Here is a 26,492-nt window from a genome sequence, read left to right on the forward strand (position 1 = left end):
CCAGGTTCTCACACTAGCGCGTTACGTTTTGCCATCTCGATGAGTTCAACCAGGGATTTGGCTTTGAGTTTCTGCATGAGGCGCTTTTTGTAGGTACTCACGGTCTTGTTGCTCAGAAACATGCCCTTGGCGATTTCCTTGTTTGTGCGACCTTGGGCAAAAAGTTGCAAGACCATCAGTTCCCGGTCGTTTACGGATTTGAACAGTTCCAATTCGATGCAGCGTGTTTCATCTCCACGGACGGGGTTCAAGGCCTCGCTCGGAAAATAGTTGTAACCTGCAAATACCGCTTTTATGGCACTGACCAGTTCACTGATGTCCTCTTGTTTGCAGACATAGCCCGATGCACCGGATTGCATGCAACGAATACCGAAAAGTGTTGGGCATTGTGCTGTCAATACCAGTGTTTTAAGAGGAGTATTCATTGCGTTGAATCGGGATAGTACTTCCAGTCCATCCAGTTTTGGAATGCTGATGTCGAGAATGACCAGGTCCGGCATGCATTCGCGAACCATCTGCATGGCGTCGACCCCGTTATCAGTTTCGCCGACGACTTTGTAACCTTCATGTTCCAGTAACATTCGAACGGCAAGGCGGATAACCGGGTGATCATCGACAATAAAAACGGAGTTCATAATAAAGTCCCATGCGAGCTCAAATAAAGCGCGCACCTTAGCTCAGATACTTGAGGGGACGCATGAACTCACCGAGCTGTAGCAGCAATATAGGAGAATTCCTACAAACTTAAAGGAAAAGGACTACGTATTAACTAGGTTTTCTGTTAGGAAGGGTGAGGAAGTTTGGCGCTTGGAGGTACTTTAGAAAGAAGTTGTTTGTAAGTTTTACGCCGTGTATTTGTCGGATGTTATAGGTGTTTTTTCTACATGTGTACCGAGGTCAACAGGTCTCTAAATTCAGATTGTTTCAATGGCTTTATCAAGTAGCCCAATAATGGTAGCCCGTGTTCAGTGGCCGTTTTTACAAGTTCATCCAGTTCAGACGTCGTCAGGCTACTCAGAATGATCGCCTGTCTGATCAGTCCCAGCTGGCTGGCGAACCGGACCAGATCGAGCCCCGTCAGATCGGGCAGGCATTGATCGCATAAAAGGATGTCGAACGGCTGGTCGGCCCCGAGCATTTGCTGCATGGCGTCTTTGGCGCTGTCGGTGGTCGCCAGTCGGGTAAAGCCATAGCTTTCCAGCAGGTATCGAGTGGCTAAAAGTTGGAAGGGGTGGTCCTCCACCACGAGGATGCGTAGATCGTTTTCGGCCATGGGGCGCACTTCATCTGTTGAACAGAAAGGAGGGCGATTGTTTCGCGAGCGTGCCGGACATGCGATCAGTTTGCTCGCCATATGTTGTAGGGCGATTCGACGAAGCTTGAGTGCTGTTGGAAGTTGAAGGGGGATCAGCCATAACGAATGCCGTAATGGCTGATCAGTCGATACGCCTCAGTGGCTGGCGCGTCCGGTCATTTCCAGGGCCATGTCACTGGCATAGCTGTCGGTCATGCCGGCGATGAAATCGATCATGCGCAAAAACGACGTGTGCAATGGGCCGTGAGGGTCGGGTGCATTGTTGCCCAGCAGGTCAAGGATGCGGCGGCTTTTGAACGAAGGGGTCCGACCGTTGTGCTGCTCAAGCGCTGCTCCGCAAAAGGCGTTGAGCAGGATTTCCAGCGTGGTGTAGGCGCCGATCTCGTGCAGGGTCTTGCGCTTGTCCTGGAAGATTTTCTTGCGGGCCATGTCCTTGGCGTTCAGCACGCAACGCTTGGCGGGCCCGTGCATGTGTTCCACCAGGTCGCCGGGTAATGTACCGGCCAGCAGTGCGTCCTGTTGCTCGACGAAGGCGCGGGCCGCGGCATTGGTCAAGTGCTCGATAGCTTTGCCGCGCAGGATCGCCAGTTTGCGTCGGCGCGAATCGCCGGGACCGAGCTGGCGGTAGGTCTCCGGCAAGTCATCGCCCACCAGACCGAGCAGCAGTGACTCGACTTCGGCGTATTCCAGCAACTCCATTTCCAGACCGTCTTCCAGGTCGATCAGCGCGTAGCATATGTCGTCGGCGGCCTCCATCAGGTACACCAGTGGATGCCTTGCCCAGCGTTGCTCCTCCAGTTGCGGCAGGCCGAGCTTATGGGCGATCTGCTCCAGTAGCGGCAGCTCGCTCTGATAACAGCCGAACTTGTGTTTCTTGTATCCCAGCGAGTCGGCGTGCTTGGCCGTCCATGGATACTTCAGGTACGTGCCCAGCGTTGCATAGGTCAGGCGGGTGCCGCCGTCGAACTGGTGATACTCCAGTTGAGTGAGTACCCGAAAGCCCTGGGCATTGCCTTCGAAATTCAGGAAGTCATTGCGCTCGGCTTCACTCATTGCATCCAGCCAGCCACGGCCGGCAGCTTGCTGGAACCAGTGACGGATCGCGTCTTCACCGGAATGGCCGAAAGGCGGGTTACCGATGTCGTGTGCCAGGCAAGCCGATTGCACCACCATCCCCAGGTCGCTGGGTTCGCACCAGTCGGGCAGGGCATTGCGGATGGTTTCGCCGACCCGCATGCCCAGTGAGCGACCCACGCAACTGACTTCCAGCGAGTGGGTCAGGCGCGTATGAATGTGATCATTGCTGGACACGGGATGGACCTGGGTCTTGCGCCCGAGGCGGCGGAAAGCCCCCGAGAAAATGATGCGGTCGTGGTCTTTGTGAAAAGGGCTGCGGCCGAGCTCTTCAGGGCTGTGCAGCGGTTTTCCGAGACGTTCGCGAGTAAGCAGGGTGTGCCAATCCAAGGCGGGGGCTCTCCGTCGGGTGACTGATGGCCTAGCTTCCCGTTTCGCGCCATGACCTGCAAGCGGAACTACAACTCGGCGGCTCCGATATCGATGAGCAGCACACGTGCAGGATGGCGCCCCTCGATAGAGAGGCGCATCCCGTCGACGTCGCAGGAATGCAGCCGGAAAGATACTGATCAGTCTTTGCGTGAAGAGCCCTGCAGGATCAGTGTGATCAGCGGCCCCAGCGTGGTGCCGAGGCGGATCAGCCGGGTCAGGCCGCTGAGGCCGCCGCCGTTTTTTGCCCCCTTGCCGGTCAGAAAACCCAGCAAGGTGACGGCGGCCACGCCCCAGAGGGGGGCGTGTTTGATGCCGAAACCGTCCTGCAGGTTTTTCGTCATCCCGCGCACGCGTTTCAAGGGTTGCAGCAGTTGCGCGGATTCGTGGCGGATTTCCTGACGATGCATTTCCATGCGCAGGCGGATCAGGGCCTTGCGCATTTCCGTGCGTGAGCTGTTGTGTGGCAATTCAGGCAGGCTCATGGCAGCAGACGCTCCCGGTCGTTGGCCAGCTCTTCGAGCGTGCCGTGGAAGGGCGAGGACTCATCGAAAATCGCCGCTCTCAAGCGCATTCCACAAAATATGGCAGCGAGGGTGTAGAACACGCAGAGACCGATGATGGCGGTCAGGCGATACGTGTCCCAGAACACGATAAGCACCAGCGTCGACAGCCCTACCAGCAGCAGCAACGCAAACACCAGCGCCAGGCCGGCAAACAGCAACAGGCTGACGGTGCGGGCTTTTTGTTCCTGCAATTCGATGCCGAACAGTTCGACATGGCTGTGCAGCAACCCAAGGAAGGCCGCACCCAGGCGCCGCGAAGAGGAGCTGGTTCCCGTTTCAGACGGGCCGGATTCACCGATCGACATATCAGCGCCGGCTAGCCAGCAGGCCAATCAGGAAACCCACGCCGGCCGCGATCCCGACCGATTGCCAAGGGTTGGCCTGGACATAGTCCTCCGTGGCGGTGACCGCAGCCTTGCCGTGTTCGCGCAGGGAGTCTTCGGTCAGTTTGAGGGTTTCACGGGCACGCAAGAGACTGTCGTGAATCTGCTCGCGCAACTCGTCGGCCTGATCGCCTGCCAGGGTCGCGGTGTGCTCCAGCAACCGTTCGGTGTCACTGACCAGTGTCTGAAAGTCGTTCATCAGGATTTCTTGAGCAGTCTTTGCCTGGGTGCGGGCCATGGGGGATCTCCATAAGTGGCTTTCTGATGCGTTCGAGTATGAGCCTTCGGCGAAGGTTCAGTACAAATGACTGGTACAACTTTTGCTGTGTCGTGGTGCGCCGGTCCGCACCATTGCGCTATAGCCGGGCATGATTTCAGTAAAACCGCAGGACCAACAATCAAAAACTCGCGTAAACGTCCGGGGCGCGTTTTTCCTGGACGGTATCCGTGCGCCAAAGCGGTTCAAACGAGATCAGTCCGCTGATGCTTCGAAGCCGCAAATTGGTGCGTGAGCGGTCATCGCGAACTGCTTTGGTGCTTTTTTTCTGCCATAAGGTCTGCCCATCCCATGGAAAATCTGCAAAGCGCTGTGGACACCCTGGTCCATAGCTCCAACACGCTGTTCATTCTGATCGGTGCGGTCATGGTTCTGGCCATGCACGCCGGTTTTGCCTTTCTCGAAGTCGGAACCGTGCGACAGAAAAACCAGGTCAATGCGTTGTCGAAAATCCTCAGCGACTTCGCTGTTTCGACACTGGCTTACTTCTTTATAGGCTATTGGGTTTCCTATGGCGTGACGTTCATGCAACCAGCGGCCGTGCTCAATGCCGACCATGGCTATGGACTGGTGAAGTTTTTCTTCCTGCTGACCTTTGCCGCGGCGATCCCGGCGATCATTTCCGGGGGGATCGCCGAGCGCGCCCGGTTTGTCCCGCAATTGTGCGCAACCGCGTTGATTGTCGCGTTCGTCTATCCGTTCTTCGAAGGCATGGTCTGGAACGGCAACTTCGGTTTGCAAGCCTGGTTGCTGGAGCGCTTTGGCGCCGGTTTCCATGATTTCGCCGGTTCAGTGGTAGTGCATGCCATGGGCGGTTGGCTGGCACTGGCGGCGGTGCTGTTACTAGGGCCGCGTAATGGCCGTTATCGCGACGGTCGGCTGGTCGCATTCGCGCCATCGAGCATCCCGTTTCTGGCGTTGGGCTCGTGGATCCTGATTGTTGGCTGGTTCGGCTTCAACGTCATGAGCGCGCAAACCCTGCAAGGTGTCAGCGGACTGGTGGCGGTGAACTCGTTGATGGCCATGGTTGGCGGTACGGTGGCGGCGCTGATTGTCGGGCGCAATGACCCTGGCTTTCTGCATAACGGCCCGTTGGCGGGGCTCGTGGCAATCTGTGCCGGATCCGACCTGATGCATCCTGTGGGGGCGCTGGTCACTGGTGCCATCGCGGGGGCCCTGTTTGTCTGGTGCTTTACCGCGGCCCAGGGCAAATGGCACATCGACGATGTATTGGGTGTGTGGCCGTTACATGGCTTGTGTGGCGTGTGGGGCGGCATTGCCTGCGGCATTTTCGGCCAGAGCGCCTTGGGCGGGCTCGGTGGGGTCAGTCTGATCAGCCAGTTGATCGGCACTGCGCTGGGCGTCACTGTGGCACTGGCCGGCGGGTTTGCGGTGTACGGAGTGATCAAGGCGTTGCATGGATTGCGCCTGAGCCAGGAAGAGGAGTATTACGGCGCGGACCTGTCGATCCACAAGATCGGCGCCGTGAGCCAGGACTGACTCGGGTCACTTCATGGGCGACGGCATCAAGGGCAGGGGGCTCAATGGCTCGACGGTTTTTCGGGGCAGGCCTAGAATGGTCACTTCATTTTCTGGTTGAGCGCTCATGCTTCCCGAATGTCAGCTGTTCGGCACCCTTGGATGCCATCTCTGTGAAGTAGCCGAAGCCATGCTGATGGAGTTTGTCGAGCGCGGTCTGCTGGTGGAACTGGTGGATATCGCCGACGATGAAGCGTGGTTTGCAGCTTACAGCCTGCGAATTCCGGTGCTGCGACGCGTCGATACCGGTGCTGAACTGGGCTGGCCGTTCAGTGCCGATGAGGTGGTGACGTTCCTGCGTTAAGCGTTTTTTGCACTGGCGGCATGTCCCGCCCGTCGAACTTTGCGATTGATCCCCTTGGCTTATCCGGCGTTGATCGGATACTGTATGCGCATACAGTTATTCGCAGTGCCTGCCTTGCCGTTGCCGGTTTTCGGCAGCGAGCAGGCAAGCCCGGGCGTGAGAGGGATGAATCGTGGTCAATGTCGAACAGTTGAAGAACAGCGTGAACAGGATGTCCGCGGACGTCGTGCGCGAGGCCGTCCTTGAGTTGCGTCTGGATGGTCTGGTGACCGAGGGGAAAACGCCTTTCAACAAAACGCATTTCAATACCTGTTTCGCAGAAATCGAAGCCTTGTTTCAACGCGCGGGATATCACCGGCAACTCGATGTCGTGGGTTATCAGGGGTTGTTGTACGCCCTGTATGACCCCGCTCGCTGGGAGGCGGTCGATGTACTGCGCTGGCTCAAGGAGTACACCGAAGCGGCGGCGCGCACGCAGATTCCGGCTTGAGGAATCTTCTCTAGGTTCGTACTCCCTGCTGTTGGATAATGCCGCTCTGCACTGAGGGTTAGAGCTTTCGTATGTCCACTTCTACTTTTTCCGCGGCACACAGCCAGGCCAGTACGCTCTACTTGCCACCTGGCCCGTGGCAGACCGTTATCGATTGCCTGTGTGAGCATTTCAGCGCCATCGGTCGTGAACAATGGCTGGACAGAATCGCCCGCGGCCGGGTCCTCGATGGGCAGGGCATGCCGATTGCCCTCGATCTGGCCTACAGGGAAGGTTTGCGGATTCATTATTTTCGCGAAGTGCCGGATGAAAAACCGATCCCGGTGATCGAGTCGATCCTGTACGCGGACGAGCATCTGGTGGTGGCCGACAAACCGCACTTTCTACCCGTGACGCCGGCTGGCGAATACGTTGAACAGACCCTGCTGAGGCGCTTGATCCGTCGCCTGGACAATCCGCATCTGGTGCCGTTGCATCGCATCGACCGGCATACCGCGGGGCTGGTACTGTTTTCCGCCAATCCGCAGAGTCGTTCAGCTTATCAGTCGTTGTTTCCAACCCGGCAGATAGAAAAGCGCTACGAGGCCATCGCACGGGCGTTGCCTGACCTGGTTTTCCCGTTGGTTCATAAAAGCCGACTGGTCGATGGCGAGCCGTTCTTCCGCATGCAGGAGGGGCCGGGGGCCAGCAACACCGAGACTGCGGTCGAAATCAGGGAAAAACAGGGGGATCTCTGGCGTTATGGTCTTTACCCGGTGACGGGCAAGAAACATCAGCTTCGGGTACATATGGCGGCGTTGGGAGCCGCTATCTGCAACGACCCGTTTTACCCCGAGGTGCTCAAGGATGCGCAGGATGACTATGCCAATCCTTTGAAACTGCTGGCTCAGGGGCTGAAATTCATCGATCCGGTCACGGGCCAGGCGCGAGAGTTCGAGAGTGAAATCACCCTGCAATGGTGATCAGGGGGCGACCCTGAAGCGTTGTACTTCAGGCATGAAAAAGCCCGCATCAAGCGTAATGCTGTTCAGTTAAGCGAGAGTGATCCGTTGTAGGAGCGAGCTTGCTCGCGATGGTCGTTAACGATGCCGCGTGTTTACTGACTAAACGCAGCGCTCTTGAGTCCATCGCGAGCAAGCTCGCTCCTACAGAATCCTTAACTGAACAGCATTACGCATCAAGCGGGCTTTTCCGTATCCGGCGGCGCCAGGATTACAGCTCTTTAACGGTACGAACCTGGTCTTTGTTGATGCGGGTCTGTTTGCCGTCGAGCTGTTCGAATTCGTAGAAACCGGAGTCCTTGTCAAACCGAGGCGTGTCGACGGCCTGGATTTCGCGACCGTCATTCAAGGTGATCACCGTAGGCGATGCGCAACCGGCGAGGGTTGCAAGGCCCAGTGCGAGCATGAAAGTGGCGAGGGTCCGTTGAATCATGAGTGTGTCTCCGAATAAGAATTCTTTGGTTGTCGGACTTGAGACGTGCACTGTCCGCGCAAGTTCCTGATGATTGTCAGTCTGACACAGTCTTATGACCGCTTAACAGTTCCGGCGTATTGAGGTTGGCCAGCCGAGGGTCCTTGTCGGGGCATTGCAGCGCGGTCGCACCGAGCGTGTGCATCAACCGGCCTGGGCTACGTTCACCCTCGATCCAGGCTTTTTCAAATGCTGCGCGGTGTACCAGGGGAATCACACACAACAACGGTTCCCAGTGGCCATCATGTCGCACCATCAGCGGCTTGTCCGGATGCAGGTTGGCGGTCTCGCGCATACTGCCGATCAACGTTGCATCAATGCCCGGAACGTCACAGGGCAGGACCAGCAGATGGGTATGGCGAGCAGCTTTCAGGCCTGCTCGAATACCCGCCAGAGGTCCGGGGAAGCCACCTTCATCATCGTGGACCAACTGGTCGGCGTAGGGTGCATACTTCTCAAGGTTGCGATTGCAGGAGATGATCAGGTCATCGGTCAGCGGGCGGGCTTTGCGGTGCAGATGCGCAATCAGGGGGGCGCCTTGCCAGTCCAGCAACCCTTTATCCTGACCCCCCATGCGTTGGCCGCGACCGCCCGCCAGGAGCAGAATGGAGCAGGGTGGCAATTGTGAATTCGAGGTCATGGCAGGTCTCCATGGGAGCGGCGAAAAAACGGAGCGCTGTGATATAACACCGGGCTGTTTCTCCTACAACTGGACGAGCCTATGAAAGCCAAGGCTGATGTACCTTTCGCACCGCTGAATATTGCAGTGCTGACTGTCAGCGATACCCGCACACTGGAAACCGACACCTCGGGCCAGCTCTTTGTCGACCGCTTGACCGCTGCCGGTCATTTCCTGGCAGCCCGGGTATTGCTCAAAGATGATCTCTACAAAATTCGCGCGCAAGTCGCCAACTGGATTGCCGACGATGTCGTGCAGGTTGTGCTGATCACCGGCGGAACCGGTTTTACCGGGCGCGACAGTACGCCGGAAGCCGTCAGTTGCCTGCTGGACAAACAGGTTGATGGATTTGGCGAGCTGTTCCGCCAGATCTCGGTTGCCGATATCGGCACCTCGACCGTTCAGTCCCGGACGTTGGCCGGCCTGGCCAACGGCACGCTGGTTTGCTGTTTGCCGGGCTCGACCAATGCCGTGCGCACCGGTTGGGACGGCATACTGGCCGAGCAGCTGGATTCGCGGCATCGCCCGTGCAATTTCGTGCCTCACCTGAAACAGGCTGCGCCTTGTGACTCCCGTGGGTAAGCCTGGCAAGACTGGCAGCCTGATGCCTGTCGAGCAGGCGCTGGCGCGCTTGCTGGAAATGGCCGAGACCTCAAGGATTGTCGAGCGTGAACGCTTGCCGTTGGCGCAGGTACAGGGGCGTGTATTGGCTGAAGATCTGGTGTCGACGCTGGATCTGCCACCCTGGCCCAACAGTGCCATGGACGGTTATGCCTTGCGTATGGCCGACTGGACGGGAGAGCCGTTGGTGGTCAGTCAGAAGGTGTTTGCCGGCCAGGCCCCCGAACCGTTGCAGCCAGGAACCTGTGCGCGCATTTTCACCGGGGCGCCTGTTCCCGCCGGTGCCGATTGCGTCGAGATGCAGGAAAACGCCGAGGTTCAGGCGGATGAGCGAGTACGTTTCACTGGAACCTTGGCCCAAGGCCAGAACATCCGTCCGCAAGGCCAGGAAACGACCGTCGGCGAGTTGATTCTGCCGGCAGGTACGCGGCTGGGGCCCATCGAGCAAGGATTGGCTGCCTCATTGGGGTGCGCTGAGCTGGAAGTCGTTCGCAAGGTGCGTGTGGCGGTGCTGTCCACTGGCGACGAATTGATTGAGCCGGGGCAGGCGCTGGGGCCGGGACAGATCTACAACAGCAACCGGGTGTTGTTATGTAGCTGGTTGCAGCGTTTGGGGTGTGAGGTCGTCGACGCGGGCATTCTTCCGGACAATCTGGAAACCACGCGTTCCCGATTGGGTGAGTTGAAGGATGTCGACCTGATCCTCTCCACCGGCGGCGTATCGGTGGGTGAAGCCGATTTTCTGGGCATCGCCTTGCGCGAAGAGGGTGAACTGACGCTGTGGAAGCTCGCCATCAAGCCTGGTAAACCGCTGACGTTCGGGCATTTTCGCGGCGTGCCGGTGATTGGCTTGCCGGGCAATCCGGCATCGACCCTCGTGACCTTTGCCTTGTTGACCAGACCCTATCTCCTGCGCCGTCAGGGTGTGAAAGAAGTTGAGCCGCTGAAGGTGCAGGTGCCGGCAGGGTTTAACTGGCTCCAGCCTGGTAATCGGCGTGAGTATTTGCGCGGACGGCTGGAAAACGGCAGGGCGACGATCTACAAAAACCAGAGTTCCGGTGTACTGCGTAGCGCTGCCTGGGCCGATGGACTGGTAGAAGTCCTTGAAGGTCGCACGCTGGTTCAGGGCGATGGCGTTTTTTTCATTCCGTTGAGCGAAGTCCTGGGCTGACAGATACAGCGGATTTGCCACACAAAACCCGGTTGATTGAACCGGGTTTTGTGTTGATGGCAACTCAATGCGCCAGAAACAATGAAATAACCTGTTCGAACCGGCTATTGGCGATCCAGCCAAGGAGGCCAAGGATCACGGCTGTGCCGCAGGCGGAGTAGGCAAGCCTGTGCTTGATGGATTTGACGTCACCCCGGACTTCGTCCATGTCCCTGCGTATGTACTTGAGGTGTGCTTCCAGCTCGGTGACGCGAGGTTCCATATCGATTTCTCCGGTGGCTTTTGTGCTGCTGCATTCAGCTCGATCGCCTGCACTTTTTACAATGGCCGGTGAATCGAGTTTTTGGCTTTGCATGGCACGTCCTTGTGATGTCCTGCGGTAACCCCAAAAGTCTACCAATTCAGATTCCCGGTCAATTGAGCCGATTCCTCACGTGTTGTAAGAAAATTCCTGCCATGTGAGGGATCAAGACTGTCCGACTGGAAATAATTCATTTTCTTGCGACTTTTGACGGGGGGGGGGCTTCGCGGTCAACATCTCCCGGATGCGATTCAAACCTGGGGTGAACTGATGGGCGATCGCAAGGCACTGTTGATTCTGCATGGTAAACAGGCACTCAACGAAGCAGTTCGCACGGCAGTCGAAAGCCGGCGTGAGTAAGGTTGGGAACTGCCTGTTCGAATGACCTGGGAAGCCGGCGATGCGCAGAGACTGGTGGGCGGGCGTCGTGCCCACAGGCACTGGTAGATGATGGTTTGCTGGATGTCGGTGTTTTGCCGGCACCGCAGGAAGTGGCCGGTACATTGAAAAACCTGCTGACCGAAGGCTTTGGCATCGACAGCATGTTTGTCCGGGCGCGCCTGCCCTGGGTCGAGATCAAGGTCTCGGAAGGGCTTTACATCAACCTTGATGGTGAACCGCTGGAAGGGGACAACCTGTGTTTCTCGATTCGCCCGGCGGCGTTACTCGTGCATCTGCCTGAGGATTCGCCGCTGTTACGTGCCTGTGAAGTGCCTAGTCATCAAGGCTGATGATTTGTTCGCGCACGGCAAACAGCACCAGGCCGGCCACATCGTAGATCTGCAAACGCTTCATGATCTGCGAACGGTGGGTTTCGACGGTCTTGACGCTCAGCCCCAGGCCATTGGCGATCTCTCGAGTGGATTTTCCGCGAACGATCAACCGCAGGATTTCCAGCTGACGCGCCGTCAGGTTATGCGAGTCGGCAGGTTCGGGTTGGTGCCTCTGGTTTCGGGTCAATGCCTGATTGATTACCGTGTGGGCAATGGCCGGACTCAGATAGCGCTCGTTGTTGCGCAAGGCCTCCAGTGCGTGCTCCAGTTCGGTCGCCGTGGTGTCCTTGAGCAGGTAGCCGTGGGCTCCGGACTCCAGCGCCTGCATGATGAGGGCCGGGTCGGTGTGCATCGATAGGATCAGGACCTTGCTCTGCGGGCGCACTCGCTTTAGCTGCTGCAAGGCTTCGAGGCCGCCGGTCTGGCGCATTGAAAGATCCAGCAGGACAATATCCGGGGACAGACGCCCGACCATTTCGAGCAACTGCGAGCCGTCATTGGCCTCGCCGATGACCGCATAGCCGGGCAGATCCATCACCAGGGCGCGCACGCCAGCCCTGATCAGCGAGTGGTCATCCACCAGTAGTAAATTACAAGTCAATGCAGAACCTTATTCGAACTGGCCCGTTCGAGCGCACGGGGCGCCCAGGGAAAAAGAGCTTCGATTTGAGTGCCTTTGCCCGGCTCGCTGGTAACGGTCAGTGTGCCGCCCAGTTGATCGATCCGTTCCGACATTCCGGCCATACCTCGTTGCCCTTCACGACCAGGATCGGTTGCGGGCGAGAAGCCCTGACCGTCATCGCTGATCTGCAACTTCAGGCCTTGGGGCAGGCGTTGCAGGCATACCAGCAGGTTCTTGGCCTGGGCATGTCGCAGGATGTTGGTGACCGCTTCCTGAGTGATACGGAACGCTGCCACGGCCATTTCCTCCGGTATGCCGGTCAGGCGTTGCTGGCATTCCAGGCTCCAGTGCACCGGCGTGTTGGCCAGGGTCTTGAGCAAGTGTGCCCGCAGACTGGCTTCCAGCCCGAGGCTGGTCAACTGCCGGGGGTTGAGAATGGCGGATACGTCACGAACTTTTGTCAGGGTTTCTTCCAGCGTGTCGCAGAGGACCGAGCATTGCCCCTGAAGTTCTTCGGGCATCCGGCGTTTGAGCCAGTCACTTTGCAGTTTTGCGGCGGTCAGCAATTGGCCGATGTCGTCATGCAGTTCCCGGCTCAGTCGGTGACGCTCGTTTTCCTGAACCTGTAACAACCGGTCGGCCAGTTCCTGAGGCTGGAATTTGATGGATTTGCGCGAGAGGCGGTACTGCACAGCAACACTGGTCAGCGCAGCAATGTCGAGTGCCAGCAATGACAGAGGCAAAGGGATAGACAAGCCATAGACCAGCAAACTGCCGAGCGTCGAGCAGGCGCATAACAACAGCGTGAATGTACGCGCATTTTCTCGGGACGGTGGCCACATGGCGATTGACTTGAGGCTGGCGTGCATAACGGATGGAGCCAATGGATGTTCGCTGCGGGCTGACCGGTCATGCTGGCTGACAGGCCCCTGTTTTTTAATGTGGAGCGTCGACTTCAACGGGATGTACTTTTTGTTGGAGACTTCAGCTCCGGACTGGAGCGAGCTGTGTCCGGCCGCAACCACACTGCCATTAATTGGCGTCAACTAATAGGCGGCATAGTAGCACTTAAGATACCGTTGGTCGCGTCTGTATATATGTCCGAAAAGTCAGGAATCCAGCCATTTGGACGATGGTTCCATAATGGAGCAAGTTGGCTGTTGCCGTCGCAAAATACCGACTGTCCCTGGTTTTTTATTGAGACCAGGCAATACCCCGGTCAAGACAGGCGCGCAATTGTCGATGGGCAAATAGTGGTTGTTAAAGCATGTCGCTTATAGCTATGAGATATTAAATTGCGACATGTGCGCACTCAAGTTACAGCGCGGTATTGATAACCAAAACACACCATACGGCATGATTTGGCAAGTTCAGGCCTGTCGTTCCGAATAGGATACGAGGCTGAACGGTCTGGAGTTGACCGGTGGTTGATATCGGCTTTGTCCGACCTGAAAGGCAAAAGCTTCGATAAGGGTAACTTGCTCGCTGTCGTCGAGACTGAGCTGTCCGGTGGTCTGGTCGATGAGTTCGAGTTGCCAGGCAATCAGGGTCAGGCAGTCTTTGAGGGCGCTCAGTGCCTCGTCGTGCAGGCTCATCGTGTGTTGTGCGTGGTTGAGCAGGCCATGAATATGCAGGGAAAACTCAGACACGGCCGCCAACGCCAGGGCATCGGCCTTGTTGGCCAGCTTGAGCAGTGTGCTGAGCATGCAGTCGATGGCGTCCTTGTCATTGCTGATCAGCTGTAGATGACTCAGGCATTCCTCGGTTTTGGCCAGGAGTGTTTCAGCCTCGACGAGAAACTCCGGGAGCCGTCGGGCCCACTCTTTACGGTCGTTCGGCATACTTATCTCCACAACGTCATGTCAAATGAGGGGATATCGTGCGTGTCGACGAGGGCGGTCGGGACCCCGGCATTGCCGAGTCGTCGGGTGAACGAGCTTCGGCTGGCCCGGAGGCAGGCTGGGGAACACGAGAGGGTGGTTGGCCACTTACTTGCGATCGCACACAAAAGCCTGACTCCGTTCATGCAATGAGAATGGCGTCACATTAATGGCTATTGGATATTGCGAATATCAGGTTGCACCTGATTGTTGATAGGGGAATCCCTTACGCAGCGGAACCTTTCGCTAGAACCATGGTCGCGTGGCGCTGAAGTGCGGCAGATGTAATCACGGCGCCAGTAAAGCATGATGTTAATGTGACATCAATGCCTTGGCGTGGCATTTCGGAGAGGGTCAAGCTTCGGCAAAAACAGCCGATAACCTTCTTTAGTGAATTCATCCGAACAAGACCAGGAGTCATTGATGGCCGGCATTCTCGACACGGTAGACCAACGCACGCAACTGGTGGGTGAGAATCGCCTGGAAATTCTCATGTTCCGGCTCGCCGGACGGCAATTGTTCGCAATCAACGTCTTTAAAGTACAGGAAGTCTTGCAGCTGCCAAAGTTGACGCTGATGCCGCAGCGCCACCCTTTCGTGTGCGGCGTGGTCAACCTGCGTGGCCAGACCCTGCCGGTGATCGACCTGTCCCAGGCCATTGGCATGCGCCCATTGGTGCCGGGGCCTGGCAGCACGATTATCGTCACCGAGTACAACCGTTCGGTTCAGGCCTTCCTGGTCGGTGGCGTGGACCGGATCGTCAACATGAACTGGGAAGCCATCCTGCCGCCACCGAGCAGCGCCGGGCGCCAGCACTACCTGACAGCCATCAGCAAAGTCGACGACCAACTGGTGGAAATCATCGACGTCGAAAAAGTCCTGGCCGAAATCGTCCCGTACAACGCCAAAGTCTCCCGTGACAAGCTCGAGGATCCGGTACTGGAACGCGCCCGTGGCCGTGAGGTGCTGCTGGTGGATGACTCGAACGTGGCCCTGGCGCAATTGCGCGATACCTTGGGACAGTTGGGCGTGAAGATGCACATCGCCAGCGACGGATTGAAGGCCTTGAACATGCTCAAGGCCTGGGCCGATACCGGCGTGGACATGACCGAAAAACTGCTGATGGTTTTCACCGATGCGGAAATGCCGGAAATGGATGGCTATCGCCTGACCACCGAAATTCGCAACGATCCACGCCTGCGTGGCTTGTACGTGGTGCTGCACACCTCGCTGTCCGGCAGCTTCAACGACTCGATGGTGAAAAAGGTCGGCTGCGACAATTTCCTCTCCAAATTCCAGCCGGACAAACTCGTCGACGTAGTGCGCCAGCGCCTGATGCTCGACGAAGTACCGGCCTGATCAGACCACCGTCAACCTGTAGGAGCGAGCTTGCTCGCGATGGTCTTGAACGATAACGCGTAAAACCAGATGCCCAGCGGCGTCCTTGGGTTTTTCGCGAGCGAGCTCGCTCCTACAGGGTTTTTTGCACTTTGATTCGCTGACCAAGCTCGTATAGGGTGGCATTTTTGCCCACAGGGAGCTGGCCATGTTGCGTCTGAGCGCGCTTTATCGTTATCCGTTGAAATCCGGCAAGGGCGAGGTCTTGCAGCAAGTCGGCCTCGACAAGCTGGGGCTGGACGGCGATCGCCGCTGGATGCTGGTGGACGAGGCCAGCGGGCGCTTCCTGACCCAGCGGGCGGTGGCGCAGATGAGCCAGTTGTCGGCACTGTGGAATGCCGAAGGCGGCTTGACCCTCAGTGCGCCTGGTCATTCGCCGATCGACATTGCCCTGCCCGGCAGTGATGCAGAACTGCGTGGCGTGACGATCTGGCGCGACACCTTGCGTGTACCCGATGCTGGCGACGTGGCAGGTGCCTGGGTCAGTGAGTTCATCGGAAAACCGACGCGTCTGGTGCAAGTGCCACTGGAGCGTGCGCGTACGACCGAGGCCGGTTACGGCAAGGACGACGATCAGGTGGCGTTCGCCGACGGCTTCCCGCTGCTGCTGATCGGCCAGGCATCGCTGGAAGACCTGTCGCGGCGAGTCGGTCGCCCGCTGGAGATGCTGCGCTTCCGGCCAAACCTGGTGATCGAAGGCAGTGAAGCGTTCGCCGAGGACGGCTGGAAGCGTATCCGTATCGGCGAGGTCGAGTTCCGCGTGGTCAAGTCGTGCTCGCGCTGCATCCTCACGACCATCGACCCGCAAACCGGCGAACGTAGCGAAGATCGCGAACCGTTGGCGACCTTGCAGAAGTACCGTGCCGAGGCTGATGGTGCGATGTTCGGGCAGAATCTGGTCAATGACGGCAATGGACGGCTGGAAGTCGGTATGCCGGTGACCGTTCTCGAGTAAAAACCCGTGAATGAAAAATGCCCGTGTCCAGGAACACGGGCATTTTTTTTTCGCTGTAAAAACGCGGGATTTTAGCCGCGGTATTCGCACAGGTAAGCGGTGTCGACGGCCACTTTCAGCTGGAACTTGCTGTTGGCCGGCACGTTGAACTGGCTGCCGGCGGCGAAGGTTTCCCAGTCGCTGCTGTCTGGCAGTTTGACGGTCAATGCGCCGCTGACCACGTGCATGATTTCACGCTGGCTGGTGCCGAATTCGTACTCGCCCGGAGCCATGACGCCGATGGTTGCCGGACCTTCTGCGGTGCCAAAGGCGATCGACTTGACGGTTCCGTCGAAGTACTCGTTGACTTTAAACATTGGCGATTCCTCGAAAAGGGCTAAAAAGGGCCGGCCAGTATGCACAAGGGGGCCGATGCCGTCACCTCTCCAGAGGGGGGAGAATCTGCGGTAACAGGCGCGCCGTATTACGCGCATCTTCCAGGGCCCGGTGTTGCTGCCCGGTAAATTGCAGGCCTGCAAGTTGCAGCGCGCCGTTGAGCCCCAGCGGGCGCTCCAGGCGGCGGGCTTTGGCAAAGCGCTGTTTGAGGTTGATATGCGGTGTACGGCTCAGGACGCTGTCGAGTTGCAGGCGCTGCCATTCCTGAAGGAACTGCTGGCGATCGTAATCACCCCAGCTGACCCAGCTTTCCAGGGATGAATATTGTCCCAGCCATTGTTCGAATGAGGGCCAGATCTCGCTCAGTGTCTGGGCCGAATCGACATCGGCCTGGGTGATGTGCGTCAGCTCCCGACAAAACGGTGTAAGCAGCGGCCGTCGCAGTGGCCGCACAAAGCACTGGAAGTGATCCACTTCGCGCCCTTTGCGGTCCACCAGGGTGGCGCCGATTTCAATGATTTCCATATCTGTTACGGGCCAACCACCCTCATCGGTGGTGGCCTCCAGATCAATGACCAGCCAGTGAGGCATTGCAGGGTTCCTGGTATCCGCGTCCTGTAGGGTTTGAGCGTAGCCAAACCCGACGGTTCCGCCTAGCGGCTTATTCGACCTCCAACAGAATCTGCCGGTTTTTCACCTGATCCCCGACTTTGACTTGCAGGCGTTTGAGCACACCGTCGATGCCCGATTTCAACGGGTGCTCCATTTTCATCGCCTCCAGTACCACCAGCAACTGGCCCTGGGTGACCGGGCTGCCTTCGTTGACCAGCACGTCGACAATCGCCCCGTCCATCGGTGCCTTGAGGGTGCCGGAGCTTACATTGGTCACGCTGCAGACCGGCGCCTGGGTGCGATCCACGAACTGCAGGCTGCCGGGCCGGGTAAACAGCCAGAGACGCCCGGTCTCCAGGCGGTAAGCGTGGCGCTGGCGGATGCCTTCGATTTCGAGGGTGGCCCAGCGTCCGTCGCAGTGGATGATCTTCAGTTCGAGGTTGTGCCCGGCGACCTGAATGCGCAACGGCTCGCCCGGGATGGCCTGCAACCCGACCGGCCAATCCTGGTCCTCAAGGCCGATGCGATAGTGCAGTGGAACACTGGCGTTGTTGCGCCAACCGCAAAGCGGGGCCGGATGAGCCTGCGCTTGAGCCTGATAGAAGAGGGCGGTCGCGATGGCCAGGTGTTGTGCGCCTGGGGCATGGGACCGCAGGCAGGCATGCTCGGAAAAGTGCTGCGCGATGAACCCGGTGCTGAAATCCGCGCAGGCGAACTGTGGGTGATCCAGCAAACTGGCGAGCAAGCGCTGATTGCTTTGCACGCCCAGCAGCACACTGTCTTGCACCGCCCGCAGCAATTTGCGCCGGGCTTCTTCGCGGGTGGCGCCGTGGGCAATGAGCTTGCCGAGCATCGGGTCGTAGAACGGGCTAATGACCTGGCCTTCGATCAGGCCGTGGTCGATCCGCACGCCGTCCTGCAATCCCGGTTCCCAGGCCACGACGTGCCCGGTTTGCGGCAGGAAACCCTGAGCCGGATCTTCGGCATACAGGCGCACTTCCATGGCGTGCCCATGGAGCTGCACCTGCTCCTGACGCAATGGCAGCGGTTGCCCCTCGGCGATGTGCAGCTGCCAGGCCACCAGGTCCAGCCCGGTGATCAGTTCGGTAACCGGGTGTTCCACTTGCAACCGGGTGTTCATTTCCAGGAAGTAAAACTGCCCGCGCGCATCCAGCAAAAACTCCACGGTGCCCGCGCCGACGTATTGCACTGCCCGCCCGGCCTTGAGCGCCGCTTCGCCCATGGCCTGGCGCAGTTCAGGCGTCATCACCGGGCAGGGTGCTTCTTCGATGACTTTCTGATGCCGGCGCTGTACCGAACAATCGCGCTCGCCGAGGTAAATCAGGTTGCCGTGGCGGTCGCCGAACAGTTGAACCTCGACATGACGTGGTTCGACCAGTGCCTGTTCGAGAATCAGTTCGCTGCTGCCAAAACCGTTCAGGGCTTCGGAGCGCGCGGTACGGATCTGCTCCAGCAAATGGCCGGCGTCGTGCACCAGGCGCATACCGCGTCCACCGCCGCCAGCGCTGGCTTTGATCATCAACGGATAGCCGATGCGCCCGGCTTCGCGGCTCAGGGTCGCGTCGTCCTGCCCGTCGCCTTGATAACCATCGATGCAGGGCACGCCGGCTTCGATCATGGCGATCTTCGAAAGGCGCTTGCTGCCCATCAATTCGATTGCCTCGGGGCTGGGGCCGATGAAGGTGATGCCGGCGTCCTGGCAAGCGCGGGCAAACCCGGCGTTTTCCGAGAGGAAGCCGTAGCCCGGATGGATCGCATCCGCGCCCGTACGCCGGGCTGCGTCGAGGATGGCCGGGATATTCAAATAAGACTGTTGCACCGCGGCCGGCCCGATGTTGACTGCCTCGTCGGCCATCTGCACGTGCAATGCGTCGGCGTCGGCGTCGCTGAATACGGCGACCGTGCGATAGCCCAGCGCCTGGGCCGTGCGCTGGATGCGACAGGCAATTTCACCGCGGTTGGCGATGAGGATTTTTTTGAGTCCGGGCATGGGTTGGCTCCCTGTATTTTGCTGTGTCTGGTCGGGCCTCATCGCGAGCAAGCCCGCTCCCACATTTGAAATGCGTTCCAATGTGGGAGCGGGATTGCTCGCGAAGCTTTTAAGAGGCCCACCCCGGTTTGCGTTTCTGCACGAAAGCCATCGTTCCCTCGACGCCTTCGGCCCCGGTCACCGCTTCGCCGAACCATTCGGCTGCCTGATCCAGCAGGGCATCCGACGGTTGTCCGGCACTCGCCAGCAGGAGTTTCTTGGTCATCGCATTCGCTTCGGGCGCACAACACAACACATGCGCCAACACCTCATCGAGACGTTCAGCCAGGGCCTGCGGATCATGCTCGACAAAATGCACCAGCCCCATGCGCCGTGCCTGGTGGCCATCAAAACGCGCCGCGGTCAGGGCCAGGCGCCGGGCTTCGGTCAGGCCGATGCGCTGGACCACGAATGGCGCGATTTGCGCCGGCAGCAGGCCGAGGCTGGTTTCCGGCAGGCCGAACTGCGCCTGATGATCGGCCAAAGCGATATCGCTGACACAGGCCAGGCCGAAACCACCGCCGAGCACCGCGCCTTGCAGCACCGTGATCACCACTTGCGGAGCCTGTTGCACCTCTTGCAGCAGTGCACCGAATACCCGATTCAAGTCGCGGTGCGCGCTCGAACCCTGGGCACGGGCACTGGCCATGTCCTTGAGATCGCCGCCGGCGCAGAAGTGGCCGCCGGCACCGCCGATCACCAGCGCCCGAACGCCTCGGTCATCGCGCACGGCTGCCAGTACCGAGCGCAACTCGCTGACCATCTGCAAGCTCATCGCGTTGCGGCTGTCCGGGCGATTGAGGGTGATGTGCAACACGCCGCTGTGCAGTTCCAGCAGCAAGGTCTGGCATGCCGGCAGGCTGCTCATTTGTTTTTCCCCGGCAGAATGCCCATCAGTTTGCAGATGATCCCCAGCATGATTTCGTCGGCACCGCCGCCAATCGATACCAGCCGGACATCGCGGTAGGCCCGGGCCACCGGGTTGTCCCACATGAAGCCCATGCCGCCCCAATATTGCAGGCAACTGTCGCTGACTTCGCGCCCCAGCCGCCCGGCCTTGAGCTTGGCCATGGACGCCAGGCGCGTCACGTCCTGGCCTTTGACGTATTGCTCGGTGGCCTGATAGACCAGCGCCCGCAGGCATTCGATCTCGGTTTGCAGTTCAGCCAGGCGGAAGTGGATCACCTGATTGTCGATCAGCGCATTGCCGAAGGTTTTGCGCTCCTTGCAGTATTCGATGGTGCTGTCGACACAGTACTCCAGGCCCTTGATCATGTTGGCCGCACCGAACAGGCGCTCCTCCTGGAACTGCAGCATCTGCATCATGAACCCCGCGCCTTCATGACCGATGCGGTTGCGCTGCGGTACGCGCACATTGTCGAAAAACACCTGGGCGGTTTCCGAGCTGCGCATGCCGAGCTTGTCCAGGTGCGAACTCAAGCTGATGCCCGGAGTGTTCATCGGCACCATGATCAGCGATTTGTTGATGTGCGGTTTGTCGTCCGAGGTGTTGGCCAGCAGGCAGATGAAGTCGGCGCTCGGCGAGTTGGTGATCCACATCTTGCTGCCGTTGATCACGTAGTCGTCGCCGTCCTTGCGCGCCGTGGTTTTCAGCCCGGCGACGTCGGAGCCGGCGCCGACTTCGGAGACGCCGATGCAGCCGACCTGCTCACCGCTGATGGCCGGGCGCAGGAATTCCTCGCGCAGTTCATCGGAACCGAAACGTGCCAACGCAGGCGTGCACATGTCAGTCTGCACGCCGATGGACATCGGTATGCCGCCGCAATGGATGGTGCCGAACTCTTCGGCCGCGACGATCGAATAGCTGTAGTCGAGCCCCATGCCGCCGAATTTCTCCGGTTTCGAAATGCCCAGCAAGCCGAGGTCGCCGGCCTTGCGGAAGATTTCGTGGATGGGGAAACGCCCGGCCTTTTCCCATTCCTCGACGTGCGGGTTGATTTCGTGCTCGACGAATTGGCGCACGGTGCGGCGCAGTGCTTCGTGTTCCTGGGTGAAGATCATTTTTATTGTTCTCCTGATAGTCGGCTTAGAACCGCGCCACACCGAAACTGTTGGCCTGCAATGGCCGCACCTCGGCCTCGTGACAGATATCCAGCAAGTAACCCAGCAACGTCCGGGTATCGCGCGGGTCGATCAAACCATCGTCCCAGAGGTTGGCGCTGCCATAGAGCGCCGTGGACTGGCTGTCGAGTTTCTGCGCGGTGACCTGTTCCAGCATGTCGAGCATTTTCGGATCGGGCACCAGGCCGTCCTTGGCCTGTTTGGCCTCGGTGACGATGCGCAGCACCTTGCCCGCTTGCGCGCCGCCCATCACTGCCGTGCGGCTGTTGGGCCAGGCGAAGATGAATCGCGGGTCGAGGCCGCGGCCGCACATTGCATAGTTGCCGGCGCCATAGGAGCCACCGACGACGATGGTCAGTTTCGGCACGCGGGCGTTGGCCACCGCTTGAATCATCTTCGCGCCGTGCTTGATCACGCCTTGTTGTTCCGACTCGGTGCCGACCATGAACCCGGTGGTGTTGTGGAAAAACAGCAACGGCGTCTGGCTCTGATCGCACAGCTGGATGAACTGAGCGGCCTTGCTCGCGCCTTTTGGCGTGATGGGGCCGTTGTTGCCGATGAAGCCGCAGGCGCGCCCCTGAATTTTCAGGTGACCGCAGACGGTCTGCTGATCGAACTCGCCCTTGAATTCAAGAAAGCTCGAAGCGTCGGCGAGACGGGCGATGATTTCCCGTACGTCGTAGGGTTTTTTCGGGTCATCCGGGATCAGGCCCAGCAGTTCGTCGATGGGGTAGAGCGGCTCCTCCCAGCGACGTTCGGGGAGTCGGGGCAACTGCTCGTTCCACGGCAGCAGGCTGACAATCTCGCGTACCTGACGCACACCGTCGGCGTCGTTTTCAGCCAGGTATTCGGCGGTGCCGGCGGTTTGTGCGTGCATCTCGGCGCCGCCCAGCTCTTCATCGGTGGCGACTTCGCCGGTGGCGGCCTTGAGCAGTGGCGGGCCGGCGAGAAACAGCTTGGCCTTGCCGCGCACCACCACTACGTAATCCGACAAGCCCGGCTGATAGGCACCGCCCGCCGTGGCTGAACCGTGGACCACGGTGACCTGCGGCAAGCCCATGGCCGACATCCGCGCCTGATTGGCAAAGCTGCGCGCGCCTTCGACGAAAATTTCCGCCGCGTAATTGAGGTTGGCGCCGCCACTTTCGGCGAGGGTGATCACCGGCAGTTTGTTTTCCATGGCGATCTGTTGCAGGCGCAGGGATTTTTTCAAACCGCTGGGGGAAATGGTCCCGCCCTTGATTGCGCTGTTGTTCGCCACCACCAGCACGCGCACGCCGCAGACATAGCCGATGCCGGCGATCAAGCCGCCACCGGCGGAGCTGCCGTCCTTATCGTCGTGCAGCTTGTAGCCGGCCAGGCTCGCCAGTTCGAGAAACGGCGCACCGGGGTCCAGCAGCAGGTTGAGGCGCTCGCGGGGTAACAACTGACCGCGTTTTTCGAACCTGGGTTTGGCTTCGGCAGCCTTGTTCAGCAAGTTCTGTTCGAGCGCGCGCACTTGTTCGATGGCGCCAAGCATCGCCGCACGGTTGCGGGCGAACTGCTCGCTGTGGGGATCGAGTTGCGACTGAATCACCGGCATGGGTTATTCCTTGTCCTTCAACACGTCTGGTATGTAGGCGCGGTGGAAGCCGTTGTACGACTCGTTGTTGGTAGCCTTGTGGATAGGCCAGGCGCGCCCGCCGAGACTGGCGGCACCGTCGATGCGCAAGGTGCTGCCGCTGACGAACGCCGCTGCCGGGCTGAGCAGGAAAACAATCGCCGCGCTGACCTCCGATTCGGTGCCGATGCGCTTGAGTGGTACGTGTTCGCGCAAGGTCGGAATCACCGCCTTGAAGGCGCCTTCGTAGGTGTCCATGCCGCTGGAGGCAATCCAGCCCGGCGCCACGGCGTTGACCCGCACTCCGGCATGGCCCCATTCGTACGCGGCGGTCTTGGTCAGGTTGTCCATGCCCGAACGCGCCGCGCCGGAGTGCCCCATACCGGGCATGCCCCCCCACATGTCGGCGAGCATGTTGACGATGGCGCCGCCGTGCTTGCTCATGGACTGGTTGAACACTTCCCGGGCCATCAGGAACCCGCCCACCAGATTGGTGCGCATCACGGTTTCGAAACCCTTCTGATTGATCGAGGCCAAGGGTGACGGATACTGCCCGCCCGCATTGTTGACCAGGCCATGAATGGGGCCATGCTTGCGGATCAATTCGCTGACCAGGTGCTGCACCGGTTCTTCCTCGCGGATGTCGCACACCGCCCAATCGGCCGTGCCGCCGTCTTCGGCAATCTCTGCGGCAACGGTTTTGAGCTTGTCGGCCTTGCGCCCGACCAGCAGCACATGGGCGCCGAGGGCTGCCAGTTCATGGGCGGTGCAGCGGCCAATGCCACTGCCACCACCGGTGACGATGATGTTTTGGCCGGCAAACAGATCGGCTCTGAAAATCGAATCGTAGGTCATGGCGGCGATCCTCTAGTTGAACTGGTCGGCGATGCGTTGCGGCACCGGGATCTGGATTTCCAGCAGTTGCTGGGCGAAGGCTTTGCCTTGCGGATCGATCCGCAGGCTGGCGACACCGCCGCCGCCGAGGGCGTTTTCCAGCAGGAAATTCAGGCTGTGGCTGGCGGGCAAGTACCAGCGTTCAACCCGTCCGTGGATTGGATCGAGGACGTGGCCCATCCAGTCGACGATCACTTCAGGGGTCAACGCTTCGGCGATCCATGGCAGGAATTCGGGCTCGCGGGCCATGACGCCGATGTTGCTGTGGTTGCCCTTGTCGCCAGAGCGGGCAACCGCCAGTTTGACCAGGGCCACGCTGGCGTCGGCCAGGCCATTCGGTTTCGGTGGCGCGAGCAGGGCTGGCAGGTCCAGCGGGTCGAGCACATCGAGCGCGGGCAGGGCACACGGGTGGCGCTGACCCATGAAATCAATGTCCAGCGTGCAGGCGGTTTTGTCGATCAGGAATGAGAACAGCCGGATCAGCGGATACACCGTCGGCCGGCCACCGACAATGCCGGTCAGCCCTGGCGCCATGCCGGTGGCGGCCTGGGCGATCTCCCGGGAGAACACGACCAATGCCTCCTTGTCCGGATGGCGCACCGCGAGTTTGATCACCACTTCGCGGCTGTCCTGACGCTGGCCATGGGGGCCATAGGTGGCCTCGCTGCCCAGCAACTCGATATTCACCTCGCTGTACGGTGCCCAGCCGCGTTGGCGGAACATTTCCGAGGTCTTGTTGATGATCGCCGCGCTGACTCGTCGCGCCTTGTCGACGGCATCGATGCCGGCAATCAGGCAACTGGCGGTGCAGCGAAAACCATCGGGGTACGTGGCGCTGACCTTGTATTGAGCCGTCGGTGGCAGGCCTTTGGCGCCGTGCACCTGTACCGCGTTCCGGCCTTGTTGCAGCAGTTTGACCTGAGTGAAATCGCACACCACGTCGGGCAACAGATAGGCGCGCGGGTCACCGATTTCGTACAGCATCTGTTCGCCCACCGTCAGCGGCGTGACCAGCCCGCCGGTGCCTTCGGGTTTGCTGACGATGAACTGGCTGTCGGCGCTGACTTCGACGATGGGAAAACCAATGTGTTCGTAGTCGGGCACGTCGCGCCAATCGGTGAAGTTGCCGCCCGTGCACTGCGCGCCGCATTCGATGATGTGCCCGGCCAGCGCCGCCTGGGCGAGCTTGTCGTAGTCGTGCCACGACCAGCCGAACTCATGCACCAGCGCTGCGCTGACCACCGCACTGTCGACCACGCGCCCGGTGATCACGATGTCCGCGCCCAGACGCAGGGCTTCGACGATGCCGGGTGCGCCGAGGTAGGCATTGGTCGAGACGCACATCGGTGGCAGTGGCGCGCCGCTGAACATTTCATGAATGCCCAGGCTGCCCAGTTGTTTGAATTGCGGTTGCAGGTCATCACCCAGCAGCACGGCGATCTTCAAGGCCACCCCGGCCTTGTCGCAGGCCGCTTGCAGGGCGGCGGCGCAGGCCTGGGGATTAACGCCCCCGGCATTACTGACGACCCGGATGTTGCGCTGCGCGAGCTGCGGCAGCAAGGGGGCGAGCACTTCGATGAAGTCGCCCGCATAGCCGGCCTGGGGATCTTTCATCCGCGCGCCGGCCATGATCGACAGGGTGATTTCGGCCAGGTAATCGAAGACCAGATAGTCCAGATGCCCGTGTTCCACGAGTTGCGCGGCAGCGGTCGAGGTATCGCCCCAGAAGGCGCTGGCGCAACCGATGCGAATTGTTTTGGGCGCAGTCCATTCCATAGCCACCTCCAGCCGAAGTGCGTTGACATTACCAAGCAAGCGCTTGGTTTGTAAATGACTTGATTTTCTTCTGCCCAAGCGCTTGCTTGGTGCCATCCGTCAGCTTAAATTGCCGGCGCAACTCCGGTGTTTTCGGGGGATCGGCGTTATTGATAGATCGACTGTAGGAGAGAACGGGTGGACGAGCAAAAAGCCCTGAGGGTCATGCGCGAATTGGTCAACGACGGCCAATTGACCGACCCGGACAGCGCCCGTGGCAAGCTGCTGCAAGTGGCGGCCCACCTGTTCCGCAATAAAGGCTATGAACGCACGACCGTGCGCGATCTGGCCGGCGCCGTGGGCATTCAGTCCGGGAGCATTTTCCACCACTTCAAAAGCAAGGACGAAATCCTGCGCGCCGTGATGGAAGAAACCATTCGCTACAACACCGCGCTGATGCGTGCGGCCATCGCCGACGCCGGCAATGTTCGCGAGCGGGTGCTGGCGCTGATCCGCTGTGAATTGCAGTCGATCATGGGTGGCAGCGGCGAGGCCATGGCGGTGCTGGTCTACGAATGGCGCTCGCTGTCCGAAGAGGGCCAGGCCAGGGTCCTGGCGCTGCGCGATATCTATGAAGACATCTGGCTGCAAGTACTGGGCGAAGCCAAGGCCGCCGGGTTTATCCGCGGCGATGTGTTCATCACGCGGCGGTTCCTGACCGGCGCATTGTCATGGACCACCACCTGGTTTCGCGCCGGGGGCAGCATGACCCTCGATCAGTTGGCCGATGAGGCGTTGATTCTGGTGCTGGAAGACCGGCAATAAAGTGGTGTTGGCCAACTTTAAACTGGCTAACTGGACGAAACCGCCTAGC

29 protein-coding genes and 1 pseudogene are annotated in these 26,492 nt (G+C 59.5%); 10 read left to right on the forward strand and 20 right to left on the reverse strand.

The window, feature by feature from the left end; all coding sequences use genetic code 11:
- Positions 1-8: 8 nt before the first annotated feature.
- From ACEN8Q_RS00235 to ACEN8Q_RS00260, 6 genes are all read right to left on the reverse strand, one after another.
- Positions 9-635, reverse strand: a complete 627-nt coding sequence (locus tag ACEN8Q_RS00235) for a response regulator (RefSeq protein ID WP_413423701.1) — start codon at positions 633-635, stop codon at positions 9-11.
- 245 nt (positions 636-880) lie between these two features.
- Positions 881-1,273 (reverse strand): response regulator, encoded by a 393-nt coding sequence (locus ACEN8Q_RS00240; RefSeq protein ID WP_413423703.1) that lies wholly within the window; start codon positions 1,271-1,273, stop codon positions 881-883.
- A 177-nt stretch (positions 1,274-1,450) separates the two neighbouring features.
- A complete protein-coding gene (locus ACEN8Q_RS00245) occupies positions 1,451-2,779 on the reverse strand; it encodes a deoxyguanosinetriphosphate triphosphohydrolase (RefSeq protein WP_008020358.1) in 1,329 nt (442 codons plus the stop codon).
- A gap of 179 nt (positions 2,780-2,958) precedes the next feature.
- Positions 2,959-3,303, reverse strand: a complete 345-nt coding sequence (locus tag ACEN8Q_RS00250) for a hypothetical protein (RefSeq protein ID WP_413423705.1) — start codon at positions 3,301-3,303, stop codon at positions 2,959-2,961.
- Positions 3,300-3,689, reverse strand: coding sequence for a phage holin family protein (locus tag ACEN8Q_RS00255; protein ID WP_008020360.1), 390 nt, complete (start codon positions 3,687-3,689; stop codon positions 3,300-3,302). Before ACEN8Q_RS00255 ends, ACEN8Q_RS00250 begins: the two co-directional genes overlap by 4 nt.
- A 1-nt stretch (position 3,690) precedes the next feature.
- Positions 3,691-4,005 (reverse strand): DUF883 family protein, encoded by a 315-nt coding sequence (locus ACEN8Q_RS00260; RefSeq protein WP_046040614.1) that lies wholly within the window; start codon positions 4,003-4,005, stop codon positions 3,691-3,693.
- A gap of 330 nt (positions 4,006-4,335) precedes the next feature.
- Here ACEN8Q_RS00260 and ACEN8Q_RS00265 point away from each other — a divergent pair, with 330 nt between their 5' ends.
- From ACEN8Q_RS00265 to ACEN8Q_RS00280, 4 genes are all read left to right on the forward strand, one after another.
- Positions 4,336-5,544 (forward strand): ammonium transporter, encoded by a 1,209-nt coding sequence (locus ACEN8Q_RS00265; RefSeq protein ID WP_413423707.1) that lies wholly within the window; start codon positions 4,336-4,338, stop codon positions 5,542-5,544.
- Positions 5,545-5,650: 106 nt separating this feature from the next.
- A complete protein-coding gene (locus tag ACEN8Q_RS00270; RefSeq protein ID WP_085715299.1) occupies positions 5,651-5,887 on the forward strand; it encodes a glutaredoxin family protein in 237 nt (78 codons plus the stop codon).
- Between the two features lie 172 nt (positions 5,888-6,059).
- On the forward strand, positions 6,060-6,377 hold the full coding sequence (locus ACEN8Q_RS00275) for a hypothetical protein (RefSeq protein WP_008020364.1): 318 nt from the start codon (positions 6,060-6,062) through the stop codon (positions 6,375-6,377).
- Positions 6,378-6,448: 71 nt separating this feature from the next.
- Positions 6,449-7,339 carry a pseudouridine synthase gene (locus tag ACEN8Q_RS00280; RefSeq protein ID WP_413423711.1) on the forward strand — a complete coding sequence of 297 codons (891 nt, stop codon included), beginning with the start codon at positions 6,449-6,451 and terminating at the stop codon, positions 7,337-7,339.
- Positions 7,340-7,589: 250 nt separating this feature from the next.
- Here ACEN8Q_RS00280 and ACEN8Q_RS00285 read toward each other — a convergent pair whose 3' ends face one another.
- Together ACEN8Q_RS00285 and mobA are read right to left on the reverse strand one after the other, a co-directional pair.
- Positions 7,590-7,811, reverse strand: a complete 222-nt coding sequence (locus ACEN8Q_RS00285; protein WP_413423713.1) for a YgdI/YgdR family lipoprotein — start codon at positions 7,809-7,811, stop codon at positions 7,590-7,592.
- A gap of 76 nt (positions 7,812-7,887) precedes the next feature.
- Entirely contained in the window at positions 7,888-8,490 is a 603-nt protein-coding gene (mobA, locus tag ACEN8Q_RS00290; RefSeq protein ID WP_413704285.1) for a molybdenum cofactor guanylyltransferase MobA, read from the reverse strand.
- A gap of 81 nt (positions 8,491-8,571) precedes the next feature.
- Between mobA and moaB the strand changes: the two genes are divergently transcribed.
- Together moaB and glp are read left to right on the forward strand one after the other, a co-directional pair.
- On the forward strand, positions 8,572-9,111 hold the full coding sequence (gene moaB / locus ACEN8Q_RS00295; protein WP_413423717.1) for a molybdenum cofactor biosynthesis protein B: 540 nt from the start codon (positions 8,572-8,574) through the stop codon (positions 9,109-9,111).
- Positions 9,095-10,321, forward strand: coding sequence for a gephyrin-like molybdotransferase Glp (glp, locus tag ACEN8Q_RS00300; RefSeq protein ID WP_413423719.1), 1,227 nt, complete (start codon positions 9,095-9,097; stop codon positions 10,319-10,321). The genes moaB and glp overlap by 17 nt, the downstream gene beginning before the upstream one ends.
- Before the next feature lie 64 nt (positions 10,322-10,385).
- On the opposite strand, the gene ACEN8Q_RS00305 is transcribed toward glp, so the two are convergent.
- A complete protein-coding gene (locus ACEN8Q_RS00305; protein ID WP_413704286.1) occupies positions 10,386-10,676 on the reverse strand; it encodes a hypothetical protein in 291 nt (96 codons plus the stop codon).
- 359 nt (positions 10,677-11,035) lie between these two features.
- Between ACEN8Q_RS00305 and ACEN8Q_RS00310 the strand changes: the two are divergent.
- Positions 11,036-11,353 (forward strand): annotated as a pseudogene (locus ACEN8Q_RS00310) (lipid kinase YegS); the annotation flags it as partial.
- Here the strand turns inward: ACEN8Q_RS00310 and ACEN8Q_RS00315 are convergent.
- The 3 genes from ACEN8Q_RS00315 to ACEN8Q_RS00325 all read right to left on the reverse strand — a co-directional run bounded on the left by ACEN8Q_RS00315 (position 11,337) and on the right by ACEN8Q_RS00325 (position 13,858).
- Positions 11,337-11,996: a response regulator gene (locus tag ACEN8Q_RS00315; protein ID WP_413423723.1), complete on the reverse strand. Its 660-nt coding sequence runs from the start codon at positions 11,994-11,996 to the stop codon at positions 11,337-11,339. The pseudogene ACEN8Q_RS00310 and the gene ACEN8Q_RS00315 overlap by 17 nt on opposite strands.
- On the reverse strand, positions 11,993-12,886 hold the full coding sequence (locus tag ACEN8Q_RS00320) for a sensor histidine kinase (RefSeq protein WP_413423810.1): 894 nt from the start codon (positions 12,884-12,886) through the stop codon (positions 11,993-11,995). Before ACEN8Q_RS00320 ends, ACEN8Q_RS00315 begins: the two co-directional genes overlap by 4 nt.
- 501 nt (positions 12,887-13,387) lie before the next feature.
- The gene (locus tag ACEN8Q_RS00325; protein ID WP_413423725.1) at positions 13,388-13,858 is read right to left on the reverse strand and encodes a hypothetical protein; all 471 of its coding nucleotides are present in this window, start codon (positions 13,856-13,858) and stop codon (positions 13,388-13,390) included.
- A gap of 462 nt (positions 13,859-14,320) precedes the next feature.
- Between ACEN8Q_RS00325 and ACEN8Q_RS00330 the strand changes: the two genes are divergently transcribed.
- Positions 14,321-15,256: a chemotaxis protein CheV gene (locus ACEN8Q_RS00330; protein ID WP_007973464.1), complete on the forward strand. Its 936-nt coding sequence runs from the start codon at positions 14,321-14,323 to the stop codon at positions 15,254-15,256.
- A gap of 187 nt (positions 15,257-15,443) precedes the next feature.
- The gene (locus ACEN8Q_RS00335; RefSeq protein ID WP_413704287.1) at positions 15,444-16,250 is read left to right on the forward strand and encodes an MOSC domain-containing protein; all 807 of its coding nucleotides are present in this window, start codon (positions 15,444-15,446) and stop codon (positions 16,248-16,250) included.
- A gap of 71 nt (positions 16,251-16,321) precedes the next feature.
- On the opposite strand, the gene ACEN8Q_RS00340 is transcribed toward ACEN8Q_RS00335, so the two are convergent.
- From ACEN8Q_RS00340 to ACEN8Q_RS00375, 8 genes are all read right to left on the reverse strand, one after another.
- Complete coding sequence (locus ACEN8Q_RS00340; protein WP_007940055.1) at positions 16,322-16,606, reverse strand: pyrimidine/purine nucleoside phosphorylase; 285 nt, start codon at positions 16,604-16,606, stop codon at positions 16,322-16,324.
- A 61-nt stretch (positions 16,607-16,667) separates the two neighbouring features.
- Positions 16,668-17,216, reverse strand: coding sequence for an exonuclease domain-containing protein (locus tag ACEN8Q_RS00345; RefSeq protein WP_413423729.1), 549 nt, complete (start codon positions 17,214-17,216; stop codon positions 16,668-16,670).
- 70 nt (positions 17,217-17,286) lie between these two features.
- Complete coding sequence (locus ACEN8Q_RS00350) at positions 17,287-19,248, reverse strand: acetyl/propionyl/methylcrotonyl-CoA carboxylase subunit alpha (RefSeq protein WP_413423731.1); 1,962 nt, start codon at positions 19,246-19,248, stop codon at positions 17,287-17,289.
- A gap of 109 nt (positions 19,249-19,357) precedes the next feature.
- The gene (locus ACEN8Q_RS00355) at positions 19,358-20,155 is read right to left on the reverse strand and encodes an enoyl-CoA hydratase/isomerase family protein (RefSeq protein WP_413423733.1); all 798 of its coding nucleotides are present in this window, start codon (positions 20,153-20,155) and stop codon (positions 19,358-19,360) included.
- Positions 20,152-21,309, reverse strand: a complete 1,158-nt coding sequence (atuD, locus tag ACEN8Q_RS00360; RefSeq protein ID WP_413423735.1) for a citronellyl-CoA dehydrogenase — start codon at positions 21,307-21,309, stop codon at positions 20,152-20,154. The genes ACEN8Q_RS00355 and atuD overlap by 4 nt, the downstream gene beginning before the upstream one ends.
- A gap of 25 nt (positions 21,310-21,334) precedes the next feature.
- Positions 21,335-22,951 carry a geranyl-CoA carboxylase subunit beta gene (gene atuC / locus ACEN8Q_RS00365; protein WP_413704288.1) on the reverse strand — a complete coding sequence of 539 codons (1,617 nt, stop codon included), beginning with the start codon at positions 22,949-22,951 and terminating at the stop codon, positions 21,335-21,337.
- Between the two features lie 3 nt (positions 22,952-22,954).
- A complete protein-coding gene (locus tag ACEN8Q_RS00370) occupies positions 22,955-23,824 on the reverse strand; it encodes an SDR family oxidoreductase (RefSeq protein ID WP_413704289.1) in 870 nt (289 codons plus the stop codon).
- 12 nt (positions 23,825-23,836) lie between these two features.
- Positions 23,837-25,639 carry an acyclic terpene utilization AtuA family protein gene (locus tag ACEN8Q_RS00375; protein ID WP_413704290.1) on the reverse strand — a complete coding sequence of 601 codons (1,803 nt, stop codon included), beginning with the start codon at positions 25,637-25,639 and terminating at the stop codon, positions 23,837-23,839.
- 177 nt (positions 25,640-25,816) lie between these two features.
- Here ACEN8Q_RS00375 and ACEN8Q_RS00380 point away from each other — a divergent pair, with 177 nt between their 5' ends.
- Positions 25,817-26,443, forward strand: a complete 627-nt coding sequence (locus tag ACEN8Q_RS00380) for a TetR/AcrR family transcriptional regulator (protein ID WP_413704291.1) — start codon at positions 25,817-25,819, stop codon at positions 26,441-26,443.
- Positions 26,444-26,492: the final 49 nt, after the last annotated feature.

This window comes from Pseudomonas sp. Pseusp16 (assembly GCF_047324915.1).
Classification (GTDB): Bacteria; Pseudomonadota; Gammaproteobacteria; order Pseudomonadales; family Pseudomonadaceae; genus Aquipseudomonas; species Aquipseudomonas fluorescens_CD.